This is a genomic window from Marinomonas posidonica (assembly GCF_043643765.1).
GTDB classification, from domain to species: Bacteria; Pseudomonadota; Gammaproteobacteria; order Pseudomonadales; family Marinomonadaceae; genus Marinomonas; species Marinomonas posidonica_A.
In genome coordinates this window covers 176,134-195,559 of sequence record NZ_JBHZSP010000002.1, presented here as the reverse complement: position 1 = coordinate 195,559, position 19,426 = coordinate 176,134, and the positions used below count along the sequence as shown (strand labels likewise).

The window sequence follows — 19,426 nt, the reverse complement described above, 5'->3', positions numbered from 1 at the left end:
GCGGTCAAATAAGCAGATAAAGAATGTATGATCGAACACAGTCGTCAGTATGACGTAATCTTAGATGCAAGAGAAGATCGGTGTCCAATGCCTTTACTTAAAGTAAAGCTAGCATTGAGTAAGATGCAATCAGGTCAAATTTTGAGTATGACTACCTGTGACTCAGGATCCTTGAAAGACATACCTCAATATCTCGATCTACAAGGATATTCACTGTTGTCCCTATCAGACGATAAGAACGAGTTTTGTTTCATTATTCAAAAGGATTCAATAGAAACGCCATGTTAAAAATTGTTGATGGGTTAATTAAGCGTTATTTCTCCAATGAAGAAGTGGTGGTTTTTCTACTATTATTGCTGGCCTGCATTGGTGTTCTAGCATTCTGGGGAGGCATCTTAGCGCCAGTATTAATTGCGATTGTGTTGGCTTTTTTGTTGCAAGGCTTGGTTGAACGTTTACAACGTATGGGCTTAGGTCACACTTCTTCAGTCCTAGTGGTGTTTATTGGTTTTATGACCAGTTGTGTGGTTTTCATCAGTGTTATGGTGCCGATTATATGGCGTCAAGCAGACCGGTTTTTTAAAGATGCGCCCAGAATGTTTACTGATCTTAGAGATGTTGTGCAACGTTTTGCAGAAGGGCACAGTGAAATAGTCAGCCAAACCGCAATTGATGAGGTGATTAATTCCTTGGCAAATGAATCAACGAATTTAGGTCAATGGATTGTCTCTTTCTCTATTTCTAGCATTCCTTCTTTATTTTCCTTAGTCATCTATTTGGTGCTTGTGCCCTTGGTCATTTTCTTTTTGCTGAAAGATCAAAGATCGATTCTGAGCTATCTGACGTCCTGGTTACCAAAAGAAAGAAAAATGATGCGCCGCATCTCACATGAAATGAACGATCAAATCGCTAACTACATTCGTGGCAAGTTTATTGAGATGTTAGTGGTTGGTGTAGTGACTTATCTGGTCTTTCTCATGTTTGGGCTTAGGTACGCTGAGTTGCTTGCCTTATTGGTTGGTTTGTCTGTGCTTATTCCATACATCGGCGCCGCAGCGGTTACCATTCCTGTTGTGCTAGTGGCGTTTTATCAATTTGGCGCACAAAATGAATTTATCTATGTCGTTGTCGCTTATTTGGTTGTTCAAGCTTTGGATGGCAATGTTTTAGTGCCGCTGCTGTTTTCGGAAGCCGTTAACTTGCATCCGTTAGCCATCATTATTGCCGTGTTGTTTTTTGGCGGTATTTGGGGATTCTGGGGGATCTTTTTTGCGATTCCTTTGGCTACGCTGGTGAAAGCTATTATTAACGCTTGGCCTGGGGAAGAAGATTTACTCGACCAAACAACAGCCGAGTAATTCCTAAACAGCTTGTCACGATCTTATTATTCAATTAAATCGGCGATCACAACACTGTAAGCGGGTAAGATAATCAAACCCGCTGCAATTTTTCCTACTGGTAAGCTATTGGGTAACTCGATGGCTTTTAAACTATGTCGACTCTGGTATTGAAACTCATCTTGGCTAGTATTAATCGCAATTAAGCAACTCTGGTTTTGATATCGCCGAATGAAGATCAATCTATGCTCGTCATTGAATAGAAATGTGATGTCGCCTACTTTTAACGCCAATCTGTTTTTTCTAAAAGCGAGGAAATCTCGATAAGCGTTCAAACACGAGTTTGGGTCTTGTTCTTGATTATTGACGGCAAGAGGGTAGTGTTGAGTAGGAACGGGTAACCAAACGGATGATTGTTGGCTGAATCCAGCCTGTTCGTTTGTGTCCCAAGGCATAGGCGTGCGACAGCCATCTCGTCCTTTAAATTCAGGCCAAAAGGCAATACCAAATGGGTCAACCAATTCTTCAAAGTTTAATTCAGCTTCTGTTAGCGCCAGTTCTTCTCCTTGATACAAACAAACGCTACCACGCAGGCTAAGTAGCATCAGCATGTAGATTTTACTCTTGGCGATATTGTCTTGATTTTTCCCCCAACGAGTCGCTACACGTTCCACATCATGATTGCCTATTGACCAACACGGCCAGCCATCCCCAAGACCATTTTCGATCGTCTCCATGGTGTCTCGTATGTGTTGCATACTGTTATCGTGAGTTAGTAGATCGAACGAATAGCACATATGGAGTTTGTCATTACCTTGCGTGTAATCGGCCATAGTTTTGAGGGAAAAATCACACCCAACTTCACCCACGGTCGTCGTTCCTGGATATTGATCAAGTAACTGTCTCAAACGCTGTAGAAAGGCAATGTTTTCAGGTTGCGATTTGTCGTATAAGTGAAGTTGGTATGCGTAGGGATTGTCTGGTCGAACGCCAATACTGCCTTCCACTACTTCTTCTTTTGGAGGGTTATTTCTGAGTTCTAGGTCATGATAATAGTAATTCGCAGTATCCAAACGAAAACCATCTACGCCGCGCTTTAACCAAAACTCCACGGTCTCTAATAATGCGTCGACAACGTCAGGATTATGAAAGTTTAAATCGGGCTGGCTGTCGAGGAAATTATGTAAATAATACTGACGACGTCGACTGTCCCAATGCCACGCTGGCCCGCCAAATACCGATAGCCAATTGTTTGGCACTGTTCCATCAGCTTGAGCGTCAGCCCAGATATACCAGTCTGCTTTATCGTTATCATGACTTTGCCGAGACTCTATGAACCAAGGGTGTTGATCTGAGGAATGATTGAGTACCTGATCTATAATGACCTTTAATCCGTGTTCATGTGCGGCTTGAATTAACTGATCAAAGTCGTCTAGGTTGCCAAAAATAGGATCGACATCGCAGTAGTTTGAAACATCATAACCAAAATCTTTCATCGGCGAGGTAAAAAAGGGTGATAGCCAAATGGCGTCTACGCCTAGATTCGCAATGTAATCCATTTTGTGTGTCACGCCGGCGAGGTCACCAATGCCGTCATTATTGGCATCAAAAAAGCTGCGAGGATACACCTGATAAATAACGGCACCGCGCCACCATGCTTGATTGGTTGTCATGTCGAGTTCCTTCGTTGGTTGAGTATAAAGGTTTTGGCAAGATTGTGCGGATTGTTATTATTAGTTGAATCGTGCTTTTTCATGATATTTCCAGCATACTCAAAGAAATCGATTTTTGCATAATAATGATTACCAATGGATGTAATCTTTGGAGCTATGATGTTTTCACCAAAGGCTCGGTCAGTGGCTTGGCCATTGTTTTTCTTCTACTTTTTCTTTTGTTGTTTAATTGGTGTGATGATGCCTTATATCTCGGTTTATTATAAATCGATTGGCTTGTCTGCGTCTGAAATCGGTCGACTCATGTCAACTTTCACCTTATCAGGCATCGTCATTCCGCATTTTTGGGGCTGGTTAACGGCAAAAATAGGCTTGCCAAAGCGGATCCTGCAATGTGCTGTTCTCGGCTGTTTTATCGCCGTTTTACCTTTTAATTGGAATAAAGAATTCGAAAGTCTCTGGTTGCTGACCTGTTGTATGGCGTTGTTCTACTCTGCCTTACTACCCATGACAGATTCTCTCGCTGTGCGCAGTATTCGTCGGCTGGACGTACCCTATACACGCTTGAGAGTGGGTGGGTCGATTGGCTATGTGGTTGCCGTCGCTGCCGGCGGCTTTTTGATAGGGCAGTTTGGTGCTTGGGTCGTCATACCTACCATGTGCGTCTTTCTCGCATTAGCCGTGGTCACCATTTTCTTTGTCAAAGAGCAGGAATACGAAGCCAGCAATCATAAAGAGCAGGTGTCGTTTACTTCGTTGTTAAAAGAGCCTGAGTCTTTGTTGTTTTTTGGTTTGGCATTTTTGGCCTTCATGGCGCATGCCCCCTTCAATGTGTTTTTTGCGGTCCACCTATCGAACTATGGCTACAGCGGTGAAGCCATTGGTCTTTTAATGGCATTTGGTGTGATCATTGAAATCATCCTATTTTTATTTTTTGGCAATACCGTTAAGCGATTTGATGTTGTGCATTTGGTCATGCTGTGTTTTGTTTGTGGTGTGGTTCGCTGGCTTCTCGTTGGCTGGTTTACTTCAAATGTGTGGATTTTAATGTTCACGCAAATGCTTCATTGTATAACGTTTGCACTGTTTCATATGGTATCCATCGAGCAAATTAGACGTTTGTTTCCAGAGCGTTATGCTGGACAAGGCCAAGCAATGTACAGTGCTTTTGCCATAGGTTTAGGTGGCGGCTTAGGTATGGTGGTGACTGGCTACCTTTGGGAATGGGCTGGCGGTGCTTGGGCGTTTACCGCCGCTGCTATGGTGAGCGGACTCGCCTTGGTGATCTTGATCGTTAGTCAGAAAGATAGATGAGTCTTAATGTTAAAACAGGTCTCAATGTGAGGCCTGTTTTAACAAAGAGATAAACGCATTGGCCGCTCGGCTAAGTGTTTTATGCTTATGATGTAACACTCCCAATTTCCTCTCTACATTGAGTTCCGGAAAATTTAATACTGTCAGCCTATCATCTACTAGCGTGGAGGGCAGTAAAGACCAGCCCCAGCCAATACTCACTAACATTGCTAAGGTTTCTAGGTTGTTGGTGTTCATGCGAACTTGTGGTTTCAGGCCTTGCTTACCAAATACTTGCTCGGCTATCTGACGTGTGAAGGTGTTTTTATTGGGCAAGACACAAGGGTATTGAGCGAGATCTACTAAACTTATCTGCGCTAGGTGTGTTAAAGGGTGATCTTTACTGACCACACAAGTTAAGGGGTCTGACCAAATTGGAATGGATTCTAATAAGCTGTTTTCTTTATTAGACAAAGTAATGACAGCCAGTTCAGCGTGACCTTTTAGTACGTGCTGATACGCTTCTTCTGATTGAGTAAATTCAATTTCCAATTGCGCGCTAGGGTAGTCTTGTTGGAAACGTTTCAGTGAGTCTGGTAGTCGATGTAAGCCTACGTGATGACTGGTTGACAGTCGAAGCTCACCACTCACGTCCTCCATTTGTAGTGTCATGCTGCGTTTGATGTCTTCGAGGTCCTCCGCCATTTTCCTTGCTTTAGGTAACAAACGAATTCCAGCTTCTGTTAGCTGGACCTGTCTGCCAATACGATCAAATAGTTTCACGCCAAGGTTAGATTCCAATGCGGCAATGCGTTTACTGATCGCCGGTTGGGTAACAAATAAACGCGCTGCGGCATCCGAAAAGGAGTGCGTTTCAGCGACTTTTATAAAGGTGAGTAACTCGGCAATATCTAGCATTCCAAAAAATAATCCAAAACATGAAAAATATGAATTTGAGTAATTTAAGCCAAAGTTTTAGGATAGCGCAATAAGATTTTTAGGAGAGAACTTATGGCTGGTAAAACCCTTTACGACAAATTGTGGGATACCCACCTTGTCCAACAACGAGATGACGGTAGTGCGTTGATTTATATCGACTTACAGTTACTACACGAAGTGACATCACCACAAGCATTTGAAGGCTTGCGTTTGGCGGGTCGTAAACCATGGCGTACCTCAGCCAGTTTGGCGACACCGGATCATAATGTACCAACAACCAAGCATGAGCGTATTTCAGGCGTTGATGGTATTGAAGACCCTGTGTCGAAGATCCAAGTGACGACACTGGATGAAAACTGTAACGAATTTGGTATTACTGAATTCAATATGAAAGACATTCGTCAGGGCATTGTGCACGTTGTTGGGCCAGAGCAAGGTGCTACTTTACCAGGTATGACGGTTGTCTGTGGTGACTCCCATACGTCGACACACGGTGCATTTGGGGCGTTGGCCCATGGTATCGGGACGTCTGAAGTTGAACATGTGTTAGCGACTCAGTGTTTGGTGCAAAAGAAAAGCCGTAATATGTTGGTTCGCGTTGACGGTGAATTGTCACCTTGGGTATCTGCGAAAGACGTGGTACTTGCTATTATTGGTGCGATTGGTACTGCTGGTGGTACAGGGTATGCCATTGAGTTTGGTGGTACAGGAATTCAGTCTTTGTCGATGGAAGGTCGTATGACCGTCTGTAATATGGCCATTGAAGCTGGGGCTCGTGTTGGCCTAATTGCGGTCGATGATACTACGATCGAATACGTTAAAAATCGTCCTTATTCGCCAAAGGGTGAGCATTGGGATATGGCTGTGGCAGCATGGCAAGATTTAGTGTCAGACAAAGACGCTCAGTTTGATGAGGTAGTGGTCATTAAGTCGGAAGACATCAAGCCTCAAGTGACTTGGGGAACCTCACCTGAAATGGTCATTGCCATTGATGAGGCGATTCCTCGTCCTGAAGACCAAGTGGATCCAGTGAAAAAAGAAGGTTATGCCCGTGCTTGGAAATACATGGGGCTAGAAGGTAAAACAACTTTAGCAGATGTGACCTTGGATCGCGTGTTTATCGGTTCTTGCACAAATTCTCGTATAGAAGATCTGCGTATCGCTGCGGAAGTTGTGAAAGGGCGTAAAGTCGCTTCTAGCTTGAAACAAGCGATTGTCGTTCCTGGCTCTGGCTTAGTGAAGGCCCAAGCTGAAAAGGAAGGTCTGCATGAGATTTTCGAAGCGGCGGGTCTTGAGTGGCGTGAGCCTGGATGTTCAATGTGTTTGGCGATGAACGCAGATAAATTAGGTAACGGCGAACATTGTGCCTCTACTTCTAATCGTAATTTTGAAGGTCGACAAGGTTTTGGTGGACGTACCCATTTAGTCAGTCCTGCCATGGCGGCCGCTGCGGCGATAGCGGGCCATTTCGTTGACGTTAGCGAATTTGTGAAACACTAGGAGAGAATATGCGTCCCTTTACAAAACACACAGGTTTGGCGGCTCCTTTGGATTTGGCAAACGTTGACACTGACATGATCATTCCGAAGCAGTTTTTGAAGTCCATCAAGCGCACGGGATTCGGTAAAAACTTATTTGATGAATTGCGCTATGAAGACGAAGGGCAACCAGACCAATCGTGTGAAGGTCGTCCATTGCGCCATGACTTTGTGTTAAATCAACCTAGATATGCCGGTGCCAGTGTTTTATTGGCGCGTCAGAACTTCGGCTGTGGTTCGAGCCGTGAACACGCACCTTGGGCGCTGGATGATTATGGAATTCGTTCTATTATAGCGCCAAGTTTTGCCGATATTTTTTACAATAACTGTTTTAAAAATGGTCTATTACCCATTGTTTTAGATGCAGAAGAAGTTGATCAACTGTTTGCTGAAGTCGATGCGAAAGAAGGTGCTCAAATTGACGTCGATCTTGAAAATCAAACAGTGACCTCACCATCAGGCGCTAAGTTTGAATTTGTGGTAGATCAATTTCGTAAACATTGTTTGTTAAATGGTTTGGATGATATTGGTCTAACACTACAGCAGGAAGAAAGCATTCGTCGCTATGAAGAGAAGCGAATGAATGACGCTCCTTGGTTATTTTTAAGCCGTGAACAGTAATTCAATTAATAAGGATTCGTAATGACAAAAAAAGTATTGGTCTTGCCTGGTGACGGCATTGGTCCAGAAATCGTTGAGCAAGCTGTTCGCGTTTTAGATGCGGTTAATGATGCCTTTTCATTGGGTATTGAGCACGAAAGTGCTTTAGTAGGTGGTTCTGCATACGACGAAACGGGCTCGCCGTTACCTGAAGCAACATTAGCAAAGGCGAAAGCTGCTGATGCAATTCTACTGGGTGCTGTTGGTGGACCCAAGTGGGATGGTTTAGACATGGCTGTGCGTCCCGAAAAAGGTCTTTTAGGATTACGTTCTAATTTAGAACTTTTTTCTAATTTGCGTCCTGCTATTTTATACCCACAGTTGGCCGATGCTTCCAGTTTGAAGCCAGAGATTGTCGCGGGTTTGGATATCTTGATTGTACGTGAGTTAACGGGCGGTATTTATTTTGGCCAACCACGAGGCATTCGCACTTTAGAGAATGGTGAGCGTGAAGGCTTTAATACTTATGTATACAGTGAATCCGAGATTCGTCGTATTGCTCGTTCAGCATTCGAAGCGGCTCGTCAACGCGGTAAACGTGTCTGCTCCATTGATAAATCCAACGTGCTTGAAGTCACTGTCTTATGGAAAGAAGTCATGGAAGAAGTGGCCAAAGAGTATCCGGATGTCGAATTAACGCATATGTTAGTAGATAATGCTGCTATGCAGTTGGTTAAGGCGCCAAAACAGTTTGATGTAATGGTTACTGGCAACATGTTTGGTGATATCCTTTCTGACGCTGCAGCCATGTTGACAGGTTCGATCGGTATGTTACCGTCTGCCTCTCTTAATGCAGAAGGACGAGGCATGTATGAGCCATGCCATGGATCTGCACCAGATATTGCTGGACAGGGCGTTGCGAATCCATTGGCAACGATTTTGTCTGTTGCTATGATGTTGCGCTATTCTTTGGCGGCTAAACCCGCTGCAGATGCGATTGAAGCGGCCGTTAGTAAGGTTCTTGACCAAGGGTTGAGAACGTCAGACATTGCGTCTGAAGGCTGTACAACTGTTAGTACGCAAGCCATGGGTGATGCGGTTCTGGCAGCATTAAAGGCTTAACAATAGACCGTTAAGCATTCATTCGGGATATTGCTCTTGGTATGAGTGACCCCACAAAAAAAAGGTAGAAAACCATGTCAAAAAACACTGTAGGTTTAGTCGGTTGGCGCGGAATGGTTGGTTCCGTACTGATGCAACGTATGTTGGCTGAAAATGACTTTGATCACATTGATCCAGTTTTTTTCACCACGTCACAAACGGGGCAGAAAGGGCCAGAAATTGGTAAAGATATTCCATTACTTCAAGATGCAAAAGACATCGAGTCTTTGAAGAAAATGGACATTATTATCACCTGTCAGGGTGGTGATTATACCAAGGAGATTTACCCTCAGTTGCGTAATGCTGGTTGGAAGGGGTACTGGATTGATGCGGCTTCTTCATTACGTATGGACAAAGATGCCATCATCGTATTGGATCCAGTGAACCAAAATGTCATCAAGCAAGGTTTGCAGGATGGCGTAAAAACCTTTGTTGGTGGCAACTGTACCGTTAGTTTGATGTTATTGGCCCTTGGTGGGTTGTTTGAAAAAGGTCATATCGAATGGATGACATCCATGACCTATCAGGCAGCTTCTGGTGGCGGTGCTCGTCATATGCGTGAATTGATCAACCAAATGGGCATGTTACAAGGTGCCGTCGCCAGTGAGTTAGCTGACCCAGCGAGTGCGATCCTCGACATTGACCGTAAAGTCGCAGAAAAAATGCGTTCAGCGGATATGCCTGTCGATCAATTTGGTGTGCCATTGGCGGGTAGCTTGATACCTTATATCGATGCACAGTTAGATAACGGTCAAAGTCGTGAAGAGTGGAAGGCGCAAGCTGAGACGAATAAAATTCTTGGCAATACGTCAAATATTATTCCAGTAGACGGTTTGTGCGTTCGTATCGGTGCCATGCGTTGCCATAGTCAAGCCTTTACCATCAAGCTTAACCAGGACATTCCTGTTACAGATATTGAAGGTTTGTTGGCTGAGCATAATGATTGGGTACGTGTCGTAGCCAATGATAAGCAAGCAACAATGGAACAATTAACGCCAACAGTGGCAACCGGTACGTTAGACATTCCAGTAGGACGTATTCGTAAACTGAACATGGGGCCTGAATACATCAGTGCTTTCTCTGTAGGGGATCAGCTATTGTGGGGAGCGGCAGAGCCACTTCGTCGCATGCTGCGTATCTTGCTTGACAACTAGTTCTGCAGAATGATTACGAAAAGCACAGCTTTTGAGCTGTGCTTTTTTTTGCCTATTAGTTTTGCTTTAGCATCCTTTCATTAAAATTAAATTACATAAATTTGTGATGACTGAGGCTTGTCCTGCTAAACTGAAACGATAGCGTTAGAAACTGTTCTCTTAAAGGCATAGAGGATTTGCCGCAGATGAACATTCACCCTTTGTCTACATGATCTTGAGCAAGTATTTACATTATTGGGATTGAAATTAGATGCAATCATCCCTAGATTAATAATAGGAAGGCAAGAGGAGGATTGATAATAAACAAACTAAACGTCTGACTAAAACAGAAGGAAAATGCTATATGTATACATTGAATATCAGCGGTCACCATGTCCAATCTGGTGAAGAAGTACAACAAGTAGTCAAAGAAAAAATGGATCACTTGGGGCGAATCAACAATCAGATAACCAGCATCAAAGTGATTTTAAATACTGAAAAGCATGAGATCCATGAACTTATTGTAGAAGCCAGTGTTCATATTCCTGGCCATGACTTATTTGCAACCGTTAAGACAGATAAGCAACTTAAACCCGCCTTAGACCTTTTAGTTGGTAAATTGGAAAAACAGTTAATTAAACACAAAGCGAAACACTCTGGCCGACAGCATCACATCAATGCTAAGGATGTAGAGAGTCATACAGAAAGGCAAATGCAAGCCGAATTTGACGAGCTCGTGGAACGAGAAGTAATTTAATTAACCCATTCACATCAGACTTAGCCTCGCTTTTGCGGGGCTTTTTAATGTCTCTTTGATGGGCTTCGACTCATCCTTAGAGGTCTCCATCAGGCTTCTTTCTTAAGGTGGATAGAATGCCGCCTATGATCATAATATGGTGAGAATGAATAATGGGGTAATGCACTGTTAACGTGAACGTTAATGAATTCGATTTTGCGGTGGTGACATAACAGAAAAGCCGATACTGTTCTCCAGTATCGGCTTTTTAAATTTGTTCAAAATGAACAAATGTAGAAGGTTGACCTAGTTGCTGCTAACAGCAATTAATTCCGCTGGAGCGGTCGTCATATCTTCTAATGGTGGCGCAAAATCTGTCAGATTGATTCCGTCCACGGCAGATAGGTATTCATCCATTGATGGGAAGCGGCCCAACACAGTTGATAGTACGACCAGTGGAGTAGAGCCCAGTAGAGATTCACCTTTCTTCTCGTTAGAGTCAGCGACTACACGACCTTGGAATAAGCGAGTAGAAGTGGCAATAACGGTATCACCTGGTTCTGCTTTCTCTTGGTTACCCATACACAAATTACATCCAGGACGCTCTAAGTACAAAATGTTTTCATACTTAGTACGGGCAACGGATTTGGGTTTGCTATCATCGAACTCAAAGCCAGCATATTTTTTAAGAATATCCCAATCGCCTTCTGCTTTTAACTCATCAACGATGTTATAGGTAGGTGGAGCAACGACAAGTGGCGCTTTAAAAGAGACGCTGCCTTGCTTCGCTTCAATGTTACGAAGCATTTGTGCGATGATTTGCATGTCACCTTTATGAACCATACAAGAGCCAACGAAGCCTAAGTCGACAGGCTTGTCTTTGTAGAAAGACACAGGACGAATCACGTCATGAGTGTAGCGTTTAGATACATCATCGTTGTTTACATCTGGGTCAGCGATCATTGGCTCAGATATTTCGTCTAGGTCCACTACTACTTCTGCAAAATATTTTGCATTGTTGTCAGGGGCTAGGGCTGGTTGTTCGCCAGACTTGATGCCTGCAATGCGCTTGTCAGCCAACGCGATCAAACCATGAAGGGTTTTTGCTTCGTTTTCCATGCCTTTGTTAATCATGATTTGAATACGGCTCTTCGCCAATTCAAGTGATTGAACAAGTGTGTCGTCAGTGGAAATACAGATTGACGCTTTCGCTTTCATCTCTGCAGTCCAGTCTGTGAAAGTGAAGGCTTGGTCAGCCAGTAGCGTACCAATGTGTACTTCGATGATGCGACCTTGGAACACGTTCTCGCCGCCAAATTGCTTAAGCATTTGCGCCTGAGTGGCGTGTACCACATCACGGAAGTCCATATGGCTCTTCATGTGGCCTTTAAAAGTTACTTTAACAGAATCAGGGATCGGCATTGCTGCTTCACCTGTTGCTAGAGCAAGTGCTACCGTACCTGAGTCAGCACCGAACGCCACACCTTTAGACATACGGGTGTGAGAGTCACCGCCGATGATGATGGCACGATCATCCACTGTGATGTCATTCAATACTTTATGGATAACGTCGGTCATTGGTGGGTAAACACCTTTTGGATCGCGTGCCGTGATCAAACCGAAGTTGCTCATGAAGCTCATTAGCTTAGGAATGTTGGCTTGTGCTTTGCTGTCCCAAACCGATGCGGTGTGACAACCAGATTGGTAAGCGCCGTCCACGATAGGAGAGATAACAGACGCTGCCATAGATTCCAGCTCTTGGGCTGTCATTGGGCCAGTCGTATCCTGAGAGCCAACAATGTTTACTTTAACGCGAACGTCAGAGCCTGCATGTAGTGGCGTTTCTGAGTTAACACCAACAGCGTTATTGTTGAAGATTTTCTCAACAGCGGTTAAGCCTTGGCCTTCAACGGAAATTTCTTTAGAAGGTGCATAAACCTGCGGCGCTTCAATGCCTAGGGTTTCAGCTGCAAACGTTTGTAGTTTCTTACCGAAGACAACAGCGTAAGAGCCGCCAGCACGCATGAATTCAACTTTTTGAGGGCTGAAAGAATCAGAGATGTCTACTAGCTCTTTGTCACCGTTGTACAACTTCTTCTTCTTCGTATCGATCGTAAGAACAGTGCCAGTTGCAACAGAGTAAGCTTCTTCTAGAATCGGGTCGCCATTCGCATCAACGACAGTCTTGCCATTCTCATCTACTTTCTTAACCCAGTTTTTAAGGTCGATGCCGATACCACCGGTCACACCAACGGTTGTTAAGAAAATGGGAGAAATGCCATTCGTACCCGCAACCACTGGTGCAAAGTTAACAAATGGTACATAAGGACTTGCTTGTTCACCGGCCCATAGCGCGACGTTGTTAACGCCAGACATACGTGAAGAACCAACACCCATGGTGCCTTTTTCAGCAATCAACATGACTTTAGCGTTCGGATGCTTCTCTTTTAGGGCAACAATTTCTTGTTGGCCTTCTGGAGAGATCATGCATTTACCGTGTAATTCACGATCGGCACGAGAGTGAGCTTGGTTGCCCGGAGATAATAGATCGGTAGAGATATCGCCTTCACCTGCGATGTAGGTGACGACTTCGATTTTCTCTTCGATTTCAGGCAATTTAGTAAAAAATTCAGCTTTGGCGTAGCTTTCTAAGATGTCTTTTGCGATGCTGTTGCCAGCTTTGTAAGCTGTTTCAAGTCGTTCCATGTCCGCTTCGTACAAGAAAACTTGTGTCTTCAATACTTCAGCAGATGCCGTCGCTATTTCAGCATCATCGGCAAGAGCAAGGTCGATCAGTACTTCAACAGATGGTCCGCCTTTCATGTGTGAAAGAAATTCAAATGCTTGTTCTACAGAGATTTCTGCAACAGACTCTTCACCAAGAATGATTTCTTTTAGGAATTTGGCTTTCACAACAGCGGCGCTGGTGGTGCCTGGTAAGGTATTGTAAATAAAGAAGTTGAGAGAGTCTTCTCGGTGTTCGTTTTTAGTATCTTTGATTTGAGCGATGATTTCAGACAATAATTCACCGCCGTCGATTGGTTTTGGGTGTAACCCTTCACCCTTACGGTCTTCAATTTCTTGCAAGTATGCTTGATACAGGCTCATATAACACCTCTGGACTTTAATTCGCGAAAATATTACGTATTTATAAATGGCCCGCTGCCAGACCATGAAGTAAAACAACTCTATACGTTTAACCCTACTTATATTATAGGAAAAACCCTGATAAGAGTGCGGCGGGGCCATAACAATTTCGAATAGGTGACATTTAGTGGAATTATTCTGATTTAGCAAACATGTATTTTTAGAGGGTTCGAATCACTCTCACCACCCGAAATCCCCAGTTGCTGGCCTTTAAATCTGGTTGTGCGCGATAGCGTGTTGCGCTTCTACCAACTCTTGGAATGTCGAACCATGAGCCGCCACGTAAGACGCGATTATCACATTGATTGTCTAACCAGACTTGATTGCTCGTTGGTGCGCCTTCATAAGAATCGTGGTAACAGTCTTCGATCCATTCAGCGACATTGCCATGCATGTCGAACAGCCCCAGAGGATTGCTAGCTTGGCTACCTACTGGGCCAGTAGAAACGGCATCCCATTGACTGCCACAGCTATCGCAAACACTATAACCCGGTTTCACCTCATTTCCGTACCAGAATGCGGTATTAGAATCGGCTCGTGCTGAGTATTCCCATTCGATTTCCGTCGGTAGTCGATACTCTTGACTTGTTTGCTCTGATAGCCATGCAGCATAGGCTTTAGCATCGTACCAACTGACATTAATCACAGGTCTTGTGCCACGCCCCCAACCATTATCGGGGGGAAGAGGGCGGTCAGTGGCCTGAGCAAATTTGTCATATTGAGCGAAGGTTACTTCGTATTTGCTAATGTAAAAACCATTAGGAATATCCACTTCGTGAACCGGTTTTTCATTGTCATCTCCAAAGCGGTTTTGATCGCCCATTAAAAAAGTAGCAGGAGGGATTTTCTCAACCTTGGGAGCGGTGCCGCCAGTTGCCAGTGGTTCCTCAAGTACCTTCGGAAGTTTTTCAAAAGGGGTTTCTTGTTTTACCGTTTTAGCTGGCGCTGGTTGAATTAGTTTTTTGTCTTGAGTTGGTTCTGGCCAAAAGACTAGCGCTAACAGTAGGCTGGCAAGAGTGGCAGCGCAAAACGCGATCCGTTTTTTGTTGATCTTTTTTGCCTGGCGTCGGATGAAGGTCTTGAAAGCCGACTCTCCTTGAGTGTCTGGTTTGTAGAGATTTGCCCGAATCAGACGTATCACTTCAGTGAGATTTTTAGGTCTGGCCTGTTCGCTTTCGCGTGACCATTTGAGTAGCTTTTGCCAAGTGTTATCGCTTAATAGCGGATGTGACTCTGGCAGGTCGGAGGGAAGGTTTTTATCGAGTATGGATTCTCCCAACAATGCTGCCATTAAAAGGCGTATGAAAGCGTAGCGATCCGCCGCAGGAGATTTTTTTTGGTCTTGTTTGTGGTATTCCGGTGGAATAAAGCGAGCATCCATGTCTTTGTCATCGATTTGCTGCATCCAATTATGCGCACCAAACCCCGTCATAATGCCAATGCCATTGACGACTTGAACAGACGACAGGTCAAGATGACCATGAAATAAGTTGTTGTTGTGAGCTTGATCTAATGCTTTTGCTATACCATCTAATAGACCAATTACCACATTGAGCGGTGCGCCATCTGGGTACTTGCCTAGAAAGCTGTAAAGATTTTCACCGCCACAGACAGCCGAGCAAGAAAATACCCATAAATTTGAATAAAAAGGTGGGTAGTTAGGTGTGATTGCTGGATGCTTTATGCTGGTATATTTGCGAGCATTTTGTAAGAAGTCTTCTACCTTGCCTTTGTCTGATTGATAAAAGCGCAGCACAAATGGACGGCCACCCTGATCGGCCACCCAAGTGGTTTTTTGGCTGTCCATAGGGTAGTTCAAAATGTAAGGGTCTAGCTCAACGCCAACATGTTGGCCAATTTTTAATTTTGTCGGTTGATAAAATTCATTCATTACGAAATTGATTTCCAAATCAAGACGTTGCTGCCTAAATGGCGAATACCTAGTATAATCTCGTTTTTTAACACAAAAAGGTAGACTAATGTTATCCGCGTACCCTGAGCTTGTCGCGTTTCTTCCATGCCAATCGCCTGAAGCTTGGGTGAAATGGGCCTTAGAAAACCAAAGCTTACTTTTAAATGATCACGCTCATTGTGAGAAAAAAGCGGCTTCAACGGCCATGAGCTTAATGTATCGCTATGTGGATCGCGATAATCTTTTGCATAAGATGTCTCGATTGGCTCGTGAGGAGTTATTGCATTTTGAGCAAGTTCATAAACTCATGCGAAATCGTGGTGTGGCTTATGAGCATCTAACGGCATCTCGTTATGCTGATGGATTGCGGAAGCATATTCGCACCCATGAGCCGGCTCGTTTGGTTGACACTTTAATTATTGGTGCGTTTGTGGAAGCCCGCTCTTGTGAGCGTTTCGCTGCACTTGCCCCTCATCTAGATGAGGAGTTGTCCAAGTTCTATATTTCCTTGCTGAAATCTGAGGCACGTCATTTTGAAGATTATCTTGCCTTAGCTGAAGAATACGCGAATGAATCCATTGATGAGCGAGTCGCGTTTTTCCGTGAGTTGGAGCATCAATTGATTACCGAACCTGACCTTGAGTTCCGTGTACACAGTGGTCCGCCGGGTGCCGCATAAATTACAAATTAGCACAAAGCCATTTCGGTTTTTAACATTGGCAAGGAAGTGAGCTGCTAAACTCATAATGTAATCTCGTTAGGAGAGTGGCTTATGAGCTCGCAAAAAAGTGAAACCTTACCCGACGTGACCTATTGGTTGGCGCTGGAAATCGCAAAAGTCGATCCGGTAGTTGATTTGGATGTGATGTACCGCGGCTCAATGGAGTTGGATTATTTATATCAAGTGTTAACCAGTAAGGCGCAGCATTATTGGTGGCAAGAGCATGGTGTTAAGTTGTCACCAGTGATGGTAAATAATGCCTTCTTCAGAGCGATTGCCATGTTGCATCATCGTAACCTTGAGTTTGACCGCTCGCGTCAAACACAGGAGACGGCTTGGGTGAAAGAATTATTAGGGCGATGAGTGCAAACAGACTTAATAAAAAACCAGTAAGCTTGCTTACTGGTTTTTTTGTGCGCTAATGAAAAAGCGTTTGTTGATGAACCATTTGCAGAGCATTGAGACCTTGTTTTAAAAAGACCTCAACACTTGCATTAGATTGAGTAAATTGATCTTGCTTTAGCTCGGCAAACCAGACTTTGCTGTCCCAGTCACCAAGTACGCAGCGTACATATTGGCCATTAAAGTGAATGTCTGGTCGGTGTGTGTGGCCATGAATAATGGCCGTGCACCTATGCTGTTGCAATGAATCGATCACAGCTTGTTCCGTTACATCCATAATACTCATGGTTTTTTCTGTCGCCATGGCTTGGCTGTCATTGCGTAACTGTGCAGCTAATGCAATGCGCTGCTCGATCGGTAAGCTTAGGATTTGTTCCTGCCAAGCGCTTGAGCGCACAGTGCGACGAAAGGCTTGATATTCCGTGTCGGCTAAACAGTATTCATCCCCATGAGACAAGAGTAGCTTACCCTTTTCAAGAGTGAGTTCACTCTGTTCATCAAGCAGTGTCGCCCCAATACGTGCTAACCAAGCTTGTCCAATTAAAAAATCGCGATTGCCGTGTAGGAAGTATATTTGCCAACCCGCTTGAGATAATTCGGCTAAGGCAAGTTCAATGGGTTGATTCCATTCAGGCTGATAATCATCACCAATCCACGCCTCATAAAAATCCCCCAGAAGGTACAGCTCAGAAGGCGTTTTATGCGTCTTAAGTTCATCCATCATTTGAACAAACGCCCGGATAAGGTCCGGGCGTTTGTCACTCAGATGCAAATCTGAAATAAAGAATCGAGTCATTAGCCTTCGCTTTTTACCAACTCAGCGGACTCAATGATGACATCGTCAGTTGGCACGTCTTGGTGGCCAGCTTTAACGGTTGTGCTCACTTCTTTGATTTTGTTTACCACATCCATGCCAGCCGCTACTTTACCAAAAACAGCGTAACCCCAGCCATCAGGTGTTTTGCTGCGGTGATTTAGGAAACTGTTATCCGCAACATTGATGAAGAACTGAGCGGAAGCAGAATGTGGGTCCATTGTACGAGCCATTGCCAGTGTGCCGACGTCGTTCGTCAGACCATTATCGGCTTCGTTTTCAATCGGAGCACGAGTTTCTTTCTGGGTCATGCCAGGCTCAAAACCACCGCCTTGTACCATGAAACCATTGATAACGCGGTGGAAAATGACGCCGTCATAAAAACCAGAAGTCACGTATTCTTCAAAGTTTTTTGCTGTCTTAGGCGCTTTTTCGTAATCAAGTTCAATCTGAATATCGCCGTGGTTGGTGTGTAAAATAATCATGTTTTATTCCTTATTTTATATCAGTCTAAATTTGGACAGCTAATCGATGTTGAGCATTTTATGTGTTTGTAGGCTTAGACGCCACCTTGGATGTGCTAAACAATAATTTAAAGTGGCCGCTTGCGTGTCTTGTAATGGAATTTGTCCCTCAGCTAAGTGGCTTTGATCCATGGGCTGAAGGTAAAAATGATCAAAGGCTAGGGTTTCAAATAGACTTGGTTGCAAATGATGCTGTGGATAGACAAGCTTTAGCTCATTCCCTTTGTTAACCACTAAAGGTTTATTGGTTTTAGGACTGACGCAAATCCAATCAATCCCTTTCGGTAAAGGTAGAGTGCCATTGGTCTCAATGGCGATCGTATAGCCTGCCAGTTTCATGGTATTAATTAATGTCTCGTCTAATTGCAGCGCGGGTTCGCCGCCAGTGAACACTACGTATTTGTGTTCTTGCTGGGCGGGCCATAATAAGTTGAGGTGTTTGAGCAATAATTCAGCAGAACGAAATTTACCACCATTTTGTCCATCGGTGCCGATGAAGTCTGTATCACAGAATTGGCAGTCGGATTGGACGCGTGTTTTTTCTAGGCCTGACCATAGGTTGCAGCCCGTAAAACGGCAGAATAATGCTGGGCGTCCAGCATGTGCGCCTTCTCCTTGCAGTGAGTAAAAGGCTTCTTTTATAGAGTACATGTGTTTACCTTATGCGCCTCGAAAAACAGTCGAGGTAGGGTTATCACCTAATGACTTGGACGTTTGTGGAACAAAAGCCAAGTGTTAGAGCAGGTTTAGTTTAATTCGTATTCTAGAGGGTCAGTTTTACCTTGTTCGGCAAAGGCTTCTAAGCGCTCATGGCAAGCTCCGCATTTACCGCACGATTTTTCGCGACCATTATAGCAAGTCCAAGTGTTACCGTAATTTAATCCCATGTCTAAACCCGCTTTCAAAATGTCACCTTTCGATGAATGTAAGAAAGGCGTGACAATATCGACTGCCTGATAATTGGCTATTTGTGCGACGGCATTCATGGCGTCGACAAATTCTGGTCGGCAATCTGGGTAAATGTGGTGGTCGCCGGAATGGGCACCGTAATAAACCTTACCGGCTTCTAACGATACCGCATAAGCGATGGCCATAGACAGCAGCACCATGTTGCGATTTGGTACGACAGTAGACTTCATGCTGTCGCTTTCATAGTGGCCTTCAGGAATGTCTTCGTCACTGGTAAGTGATGAATTTGCCATCAAGCTGTTGATTGCGGTGATATCAACGATTTTATGTGGAATGTTTAAGTTTTGGCAAACCTGAGCAGCGACCTCAAGCTCTTTATTATGCTTTTGGCCATAGTTAAAGGATAGTGCATAGACTTCTAGTCCTTCTTGTATAGCGGTATTTAGCACAGTGAATGAGTCCATTCCGCCTGAATATACCACGACGGCTTTTTCTGACATTTTGTGTCTCCAGTGTGAGTAAATGGGTGGCGGAGTATAGCAGAGGTTGCGGACATCAAACGAGAGCTTACGAGGCTTTAAATTAAT

Annotated in this window: 18 protein-coding genes; 10 read left to right on the top strand and 8 right to left on the bottom strand. The window is 44.2% G+C overall.

Annotated elements, in window-relative coordinates; all coding sequences use genetic code 11:
* Positions 1–27: 27 nt before the first annotated feature.
* Positions 28–288: a sulfurtransferase TusA family protein gene (locus ACHUFM_RS02990; RefSeq protein WP_394179420.1), complete on the top strand. Its 261-nt coding sequence runs from the start codon at positions 28–30 to the stop codon at positions 286–288.
* Complete coding sequence (locus ACHUFM_RS02985) at positions 282–1,358, top strand: AI-2E family transporter (protein WP_394179418.1); 1,077 nt, start codon at positions 282–284, stop codon at positions 1,356–1,358. The genes ACHUFM_RS02990 and ACHUFM_RS02985 overlap by 7 nt, the downstream gene beginning before the upstream one ends.
* A gap of 26 nt (positions 1,359–1,384) precedes the next feature.
* On the opposite strand, the gene ACHUFM_RS02980 is transcribed toward ACHUFM_RS02985, so the two are convergent.
* Complete coding sequence (locus tag ACHUFM_RS02980; RefSeq protein ID WP_394179416.1) at positions 1,385–3,010, bottom strand: alpha-glucosidase; 1,626 nt, start codon at positions 3,008–3,010, stop codon at positions 1,385–1,387.
* Positions 3,011–3,166: 156 nt separating this feature from the next.
* Between ACHUFM_RS02980 and ACHUFM_RS02975 the strand changes: the two genes are divergently transcribed.
* Positions 3,167–4,324 (top strand): MFS transporter, encoded by a 1,158-nt coding sequence (locus ACHUFM_RS02975; RefSeq protein ID WP_394179414.1) that lies wholly within the window; start codon positions 3,167–3,169, stop codon positions 4,322–4,324.
* Positions 4,325–4,345: 21 nt separating this feature from the next.
* Here the strand turns inward: ACHUFM_RS02975 and ACHUFM_RS02970 are convergent, their stop codons facing one another.
* On the bottom strand, positions 4,346–5,221 hold the full coding sequence (locus ACHUFM_RS02970; RefSeq protein ID WP_394179412.1) for a LysR family transcriptional regulator: 876 nt from the start codon (positions 5,219–5,221) through the stop codon (positions 4,346–4,348).
* 93 nt (positions 5,222–5,314) lie between these two features.
* Here ACHUFM_RS02970 and leuC point away from each other — a divergent pair, with 93 nt between their 5' ends.
* From leuC to hpf, 5 genes are all read left to right on the top strand, one after another.
* Positions 5,315–6,742 carry a 3-isopropylmalate dehydratase large subunit gene (gene leuC / locus ACHUFM_RS02965; RefSeq protein WP_394179410.1) on the top strand — a complete coding sequence of 476 codons (1,428 nt, stop codon included), beginning with the start codon at positions 5,315–5,317 and terminating at the stop codon, positions 6,740–6,742.
* Positions 6,743–6,750: 8 nt separating this feature from the next.
* A complete protein-coding gene (leuD, locus tag ACHUFM_RS02960) occupies positions 6,751–7,401 on the top strand; it encodes a 3-isopropylmalate dehydratase small subunit (protein WP_394179408.1) in 651 nt (216 codons plus the stop codon).
* A gap of 21 nt (positions 7,402–7,422) precedes the next feature.
* Positions 7,423–8,502 carry a 3-isopropylmalate dehydrogenase gene (leuB, locus tag ACHUFM_RS02955; RefSeq protein WP_394179406.1) on the top strand — a complete coding sequence of 360 codons (1,080 nt, stop codon included), beginning with the start codon at positions 7,423–7,425 and terminating at the stop codon, positions 8,500–8,502.
* Positions 8,503–8,576: 74 nt separating this feature from the next.
* Entirely contained in the window at positions 8,577–9,695 is a 1,119-nt protein-coding gene (asd, locus tag ACHUFM_RS02950) for an aspartate-semialdehyde dehydrogenase (RefSeq protein ID WP_394179405.1), read from the top strand.
* Between the two features lie 343 nt (positions 9,696–10,038).
* A complete protein-coding gene (hpf, locus tag ACHUFM_RS02945) occupies positions 10,039–10,431 on the top strand; it encodes a ribosome hibernation-promoting factor, HPF/YfiA family (protein WP_063334530.1) in 393 nt (130 codons plus the stop codon).
* Positions 10,432–10,716: 285 nt separating this feature from the next.
* Here the strand turns inward: hpf and ACHUFM_RS02940 are convergent, their stop codons facing one another.
* Positions 10,717–13,518, bottom strand: a complete 2,802-nt coding sequence (locus ACHUFM_RS02940) for a bifunctional aconitate hydratase 2/2-methylisocitrate dehydratase (protein WP_394179400.1) — start codon at positions 13,516–13,518, stop codon at positions 10,717–10,719.
* A 199-nt stretch (positions 13,519–13,717) separates the two neighbouring features.
* Positions 13,718–15,448 carry an SUMF1/EgtB/PvdO family nonheme iron enzyme gene (locus ACHUFM_RS02935; RefSeq protein WP_394179398.1) on the bottom strand — a complete coding sequence of 577 codons (1,731 nt, stop codon included), beginning with the start codon at positions 15,446–15,448 and terminating at the stop codon, positions 13,718–13,720.
* An 88-nt stretch (positions 15,449–15,536) separates the two neighbouring features.
* Between ACHUFM_RS02935 and ACHUFM_RS02930 the strand changes: the two genes are divergently transcribed.
* Positions 15,537–16,148 carry a MiaE family protein gene (locus ACHUFM_RS02930; protein WP_394179396.1) on the top strand — a complete coding sequence of 204 codons (612 nt, stop codon included), beginning with the start codon at positions 15,537–15,539 and terminating at the stop codon, positions 16,146–16,148.
* 93 nt (positions 16,149–16,241) lie between these two features.
* Positions 16,242–16,553: a hypothetical protein gene (locus ACHUFM_RS02925; protein WP_394179394.1), complete on the top strand. Its 312-nt coding sequence runs from the start codon at positions 16,242–16,244 to the stop codon at positions 16,551–16,553.
* A gap of 55 nt (positions 16,554–16,608) precedes the next feature.
* Here ACHUFM_RS02925 and ACHUFM_RS02920 read toward each other — a convergent pair whose 3' ends face one another.
* The 4 genes from ACHUFM_RS02920 to queC form a co-directional block, all read right to left on the bottom strand.
* A complete protein-coding gene (locus ACHUFM_RS02920) occupies positions 16,609–17,388 on the bottom strand; it encodes a UDP-2,3-diacylglucosamine diphosphatase (protein WP_394179392.1) in 780 nt (259 codons plus the stop codon).
* Positions 17,388–17,891: a peptidylprolyl isomerase gene (locus ACHUFM_RS02915; RefSeq protein WP_394179390.1), complete on the bottom strand. Its 504-nt coding sequence runs from the start codon at positions 17,889–17,891 to the stop codon at positions 17,388–17,390. Before ACHUFM_RS02915 ends, ACHUFM_RS02920 begins: the two co-directional genes overlap by 1 nt.
* 39 nt (positions 17,892–17,930) lie before the next feature.
* The gene (gene queE / locus ACHUFM_RS02910) at positions 17,931–18,581 is read right to left on the bottom strand and encodes a 7-carboxy-7-deazaguanine synthase (RefSeq protein ID WP_394179388.1); all 651 of its coding nucleotides are present in this window, start codon (positions 18,579–18,581) and stop codon (positions 17,931–17,933) included.
* A 95-nt stretch (positions 18,582–18,676) separates the two neighbouring features.
* Positions 18,677–19,339, bottom strand: coding sequence for a 7-cyano-7-deazaguanine synthase QueC (queC, locus tag ACHUFM_RS02905; protein WP_394179386.1), 663 nt, complete (start codon positions 19,337–19,339; stop codon positions 18,677–18,679).
* Between the last annotated feature and the right edge of the window lie 87 nt (positions 19,340–19,426).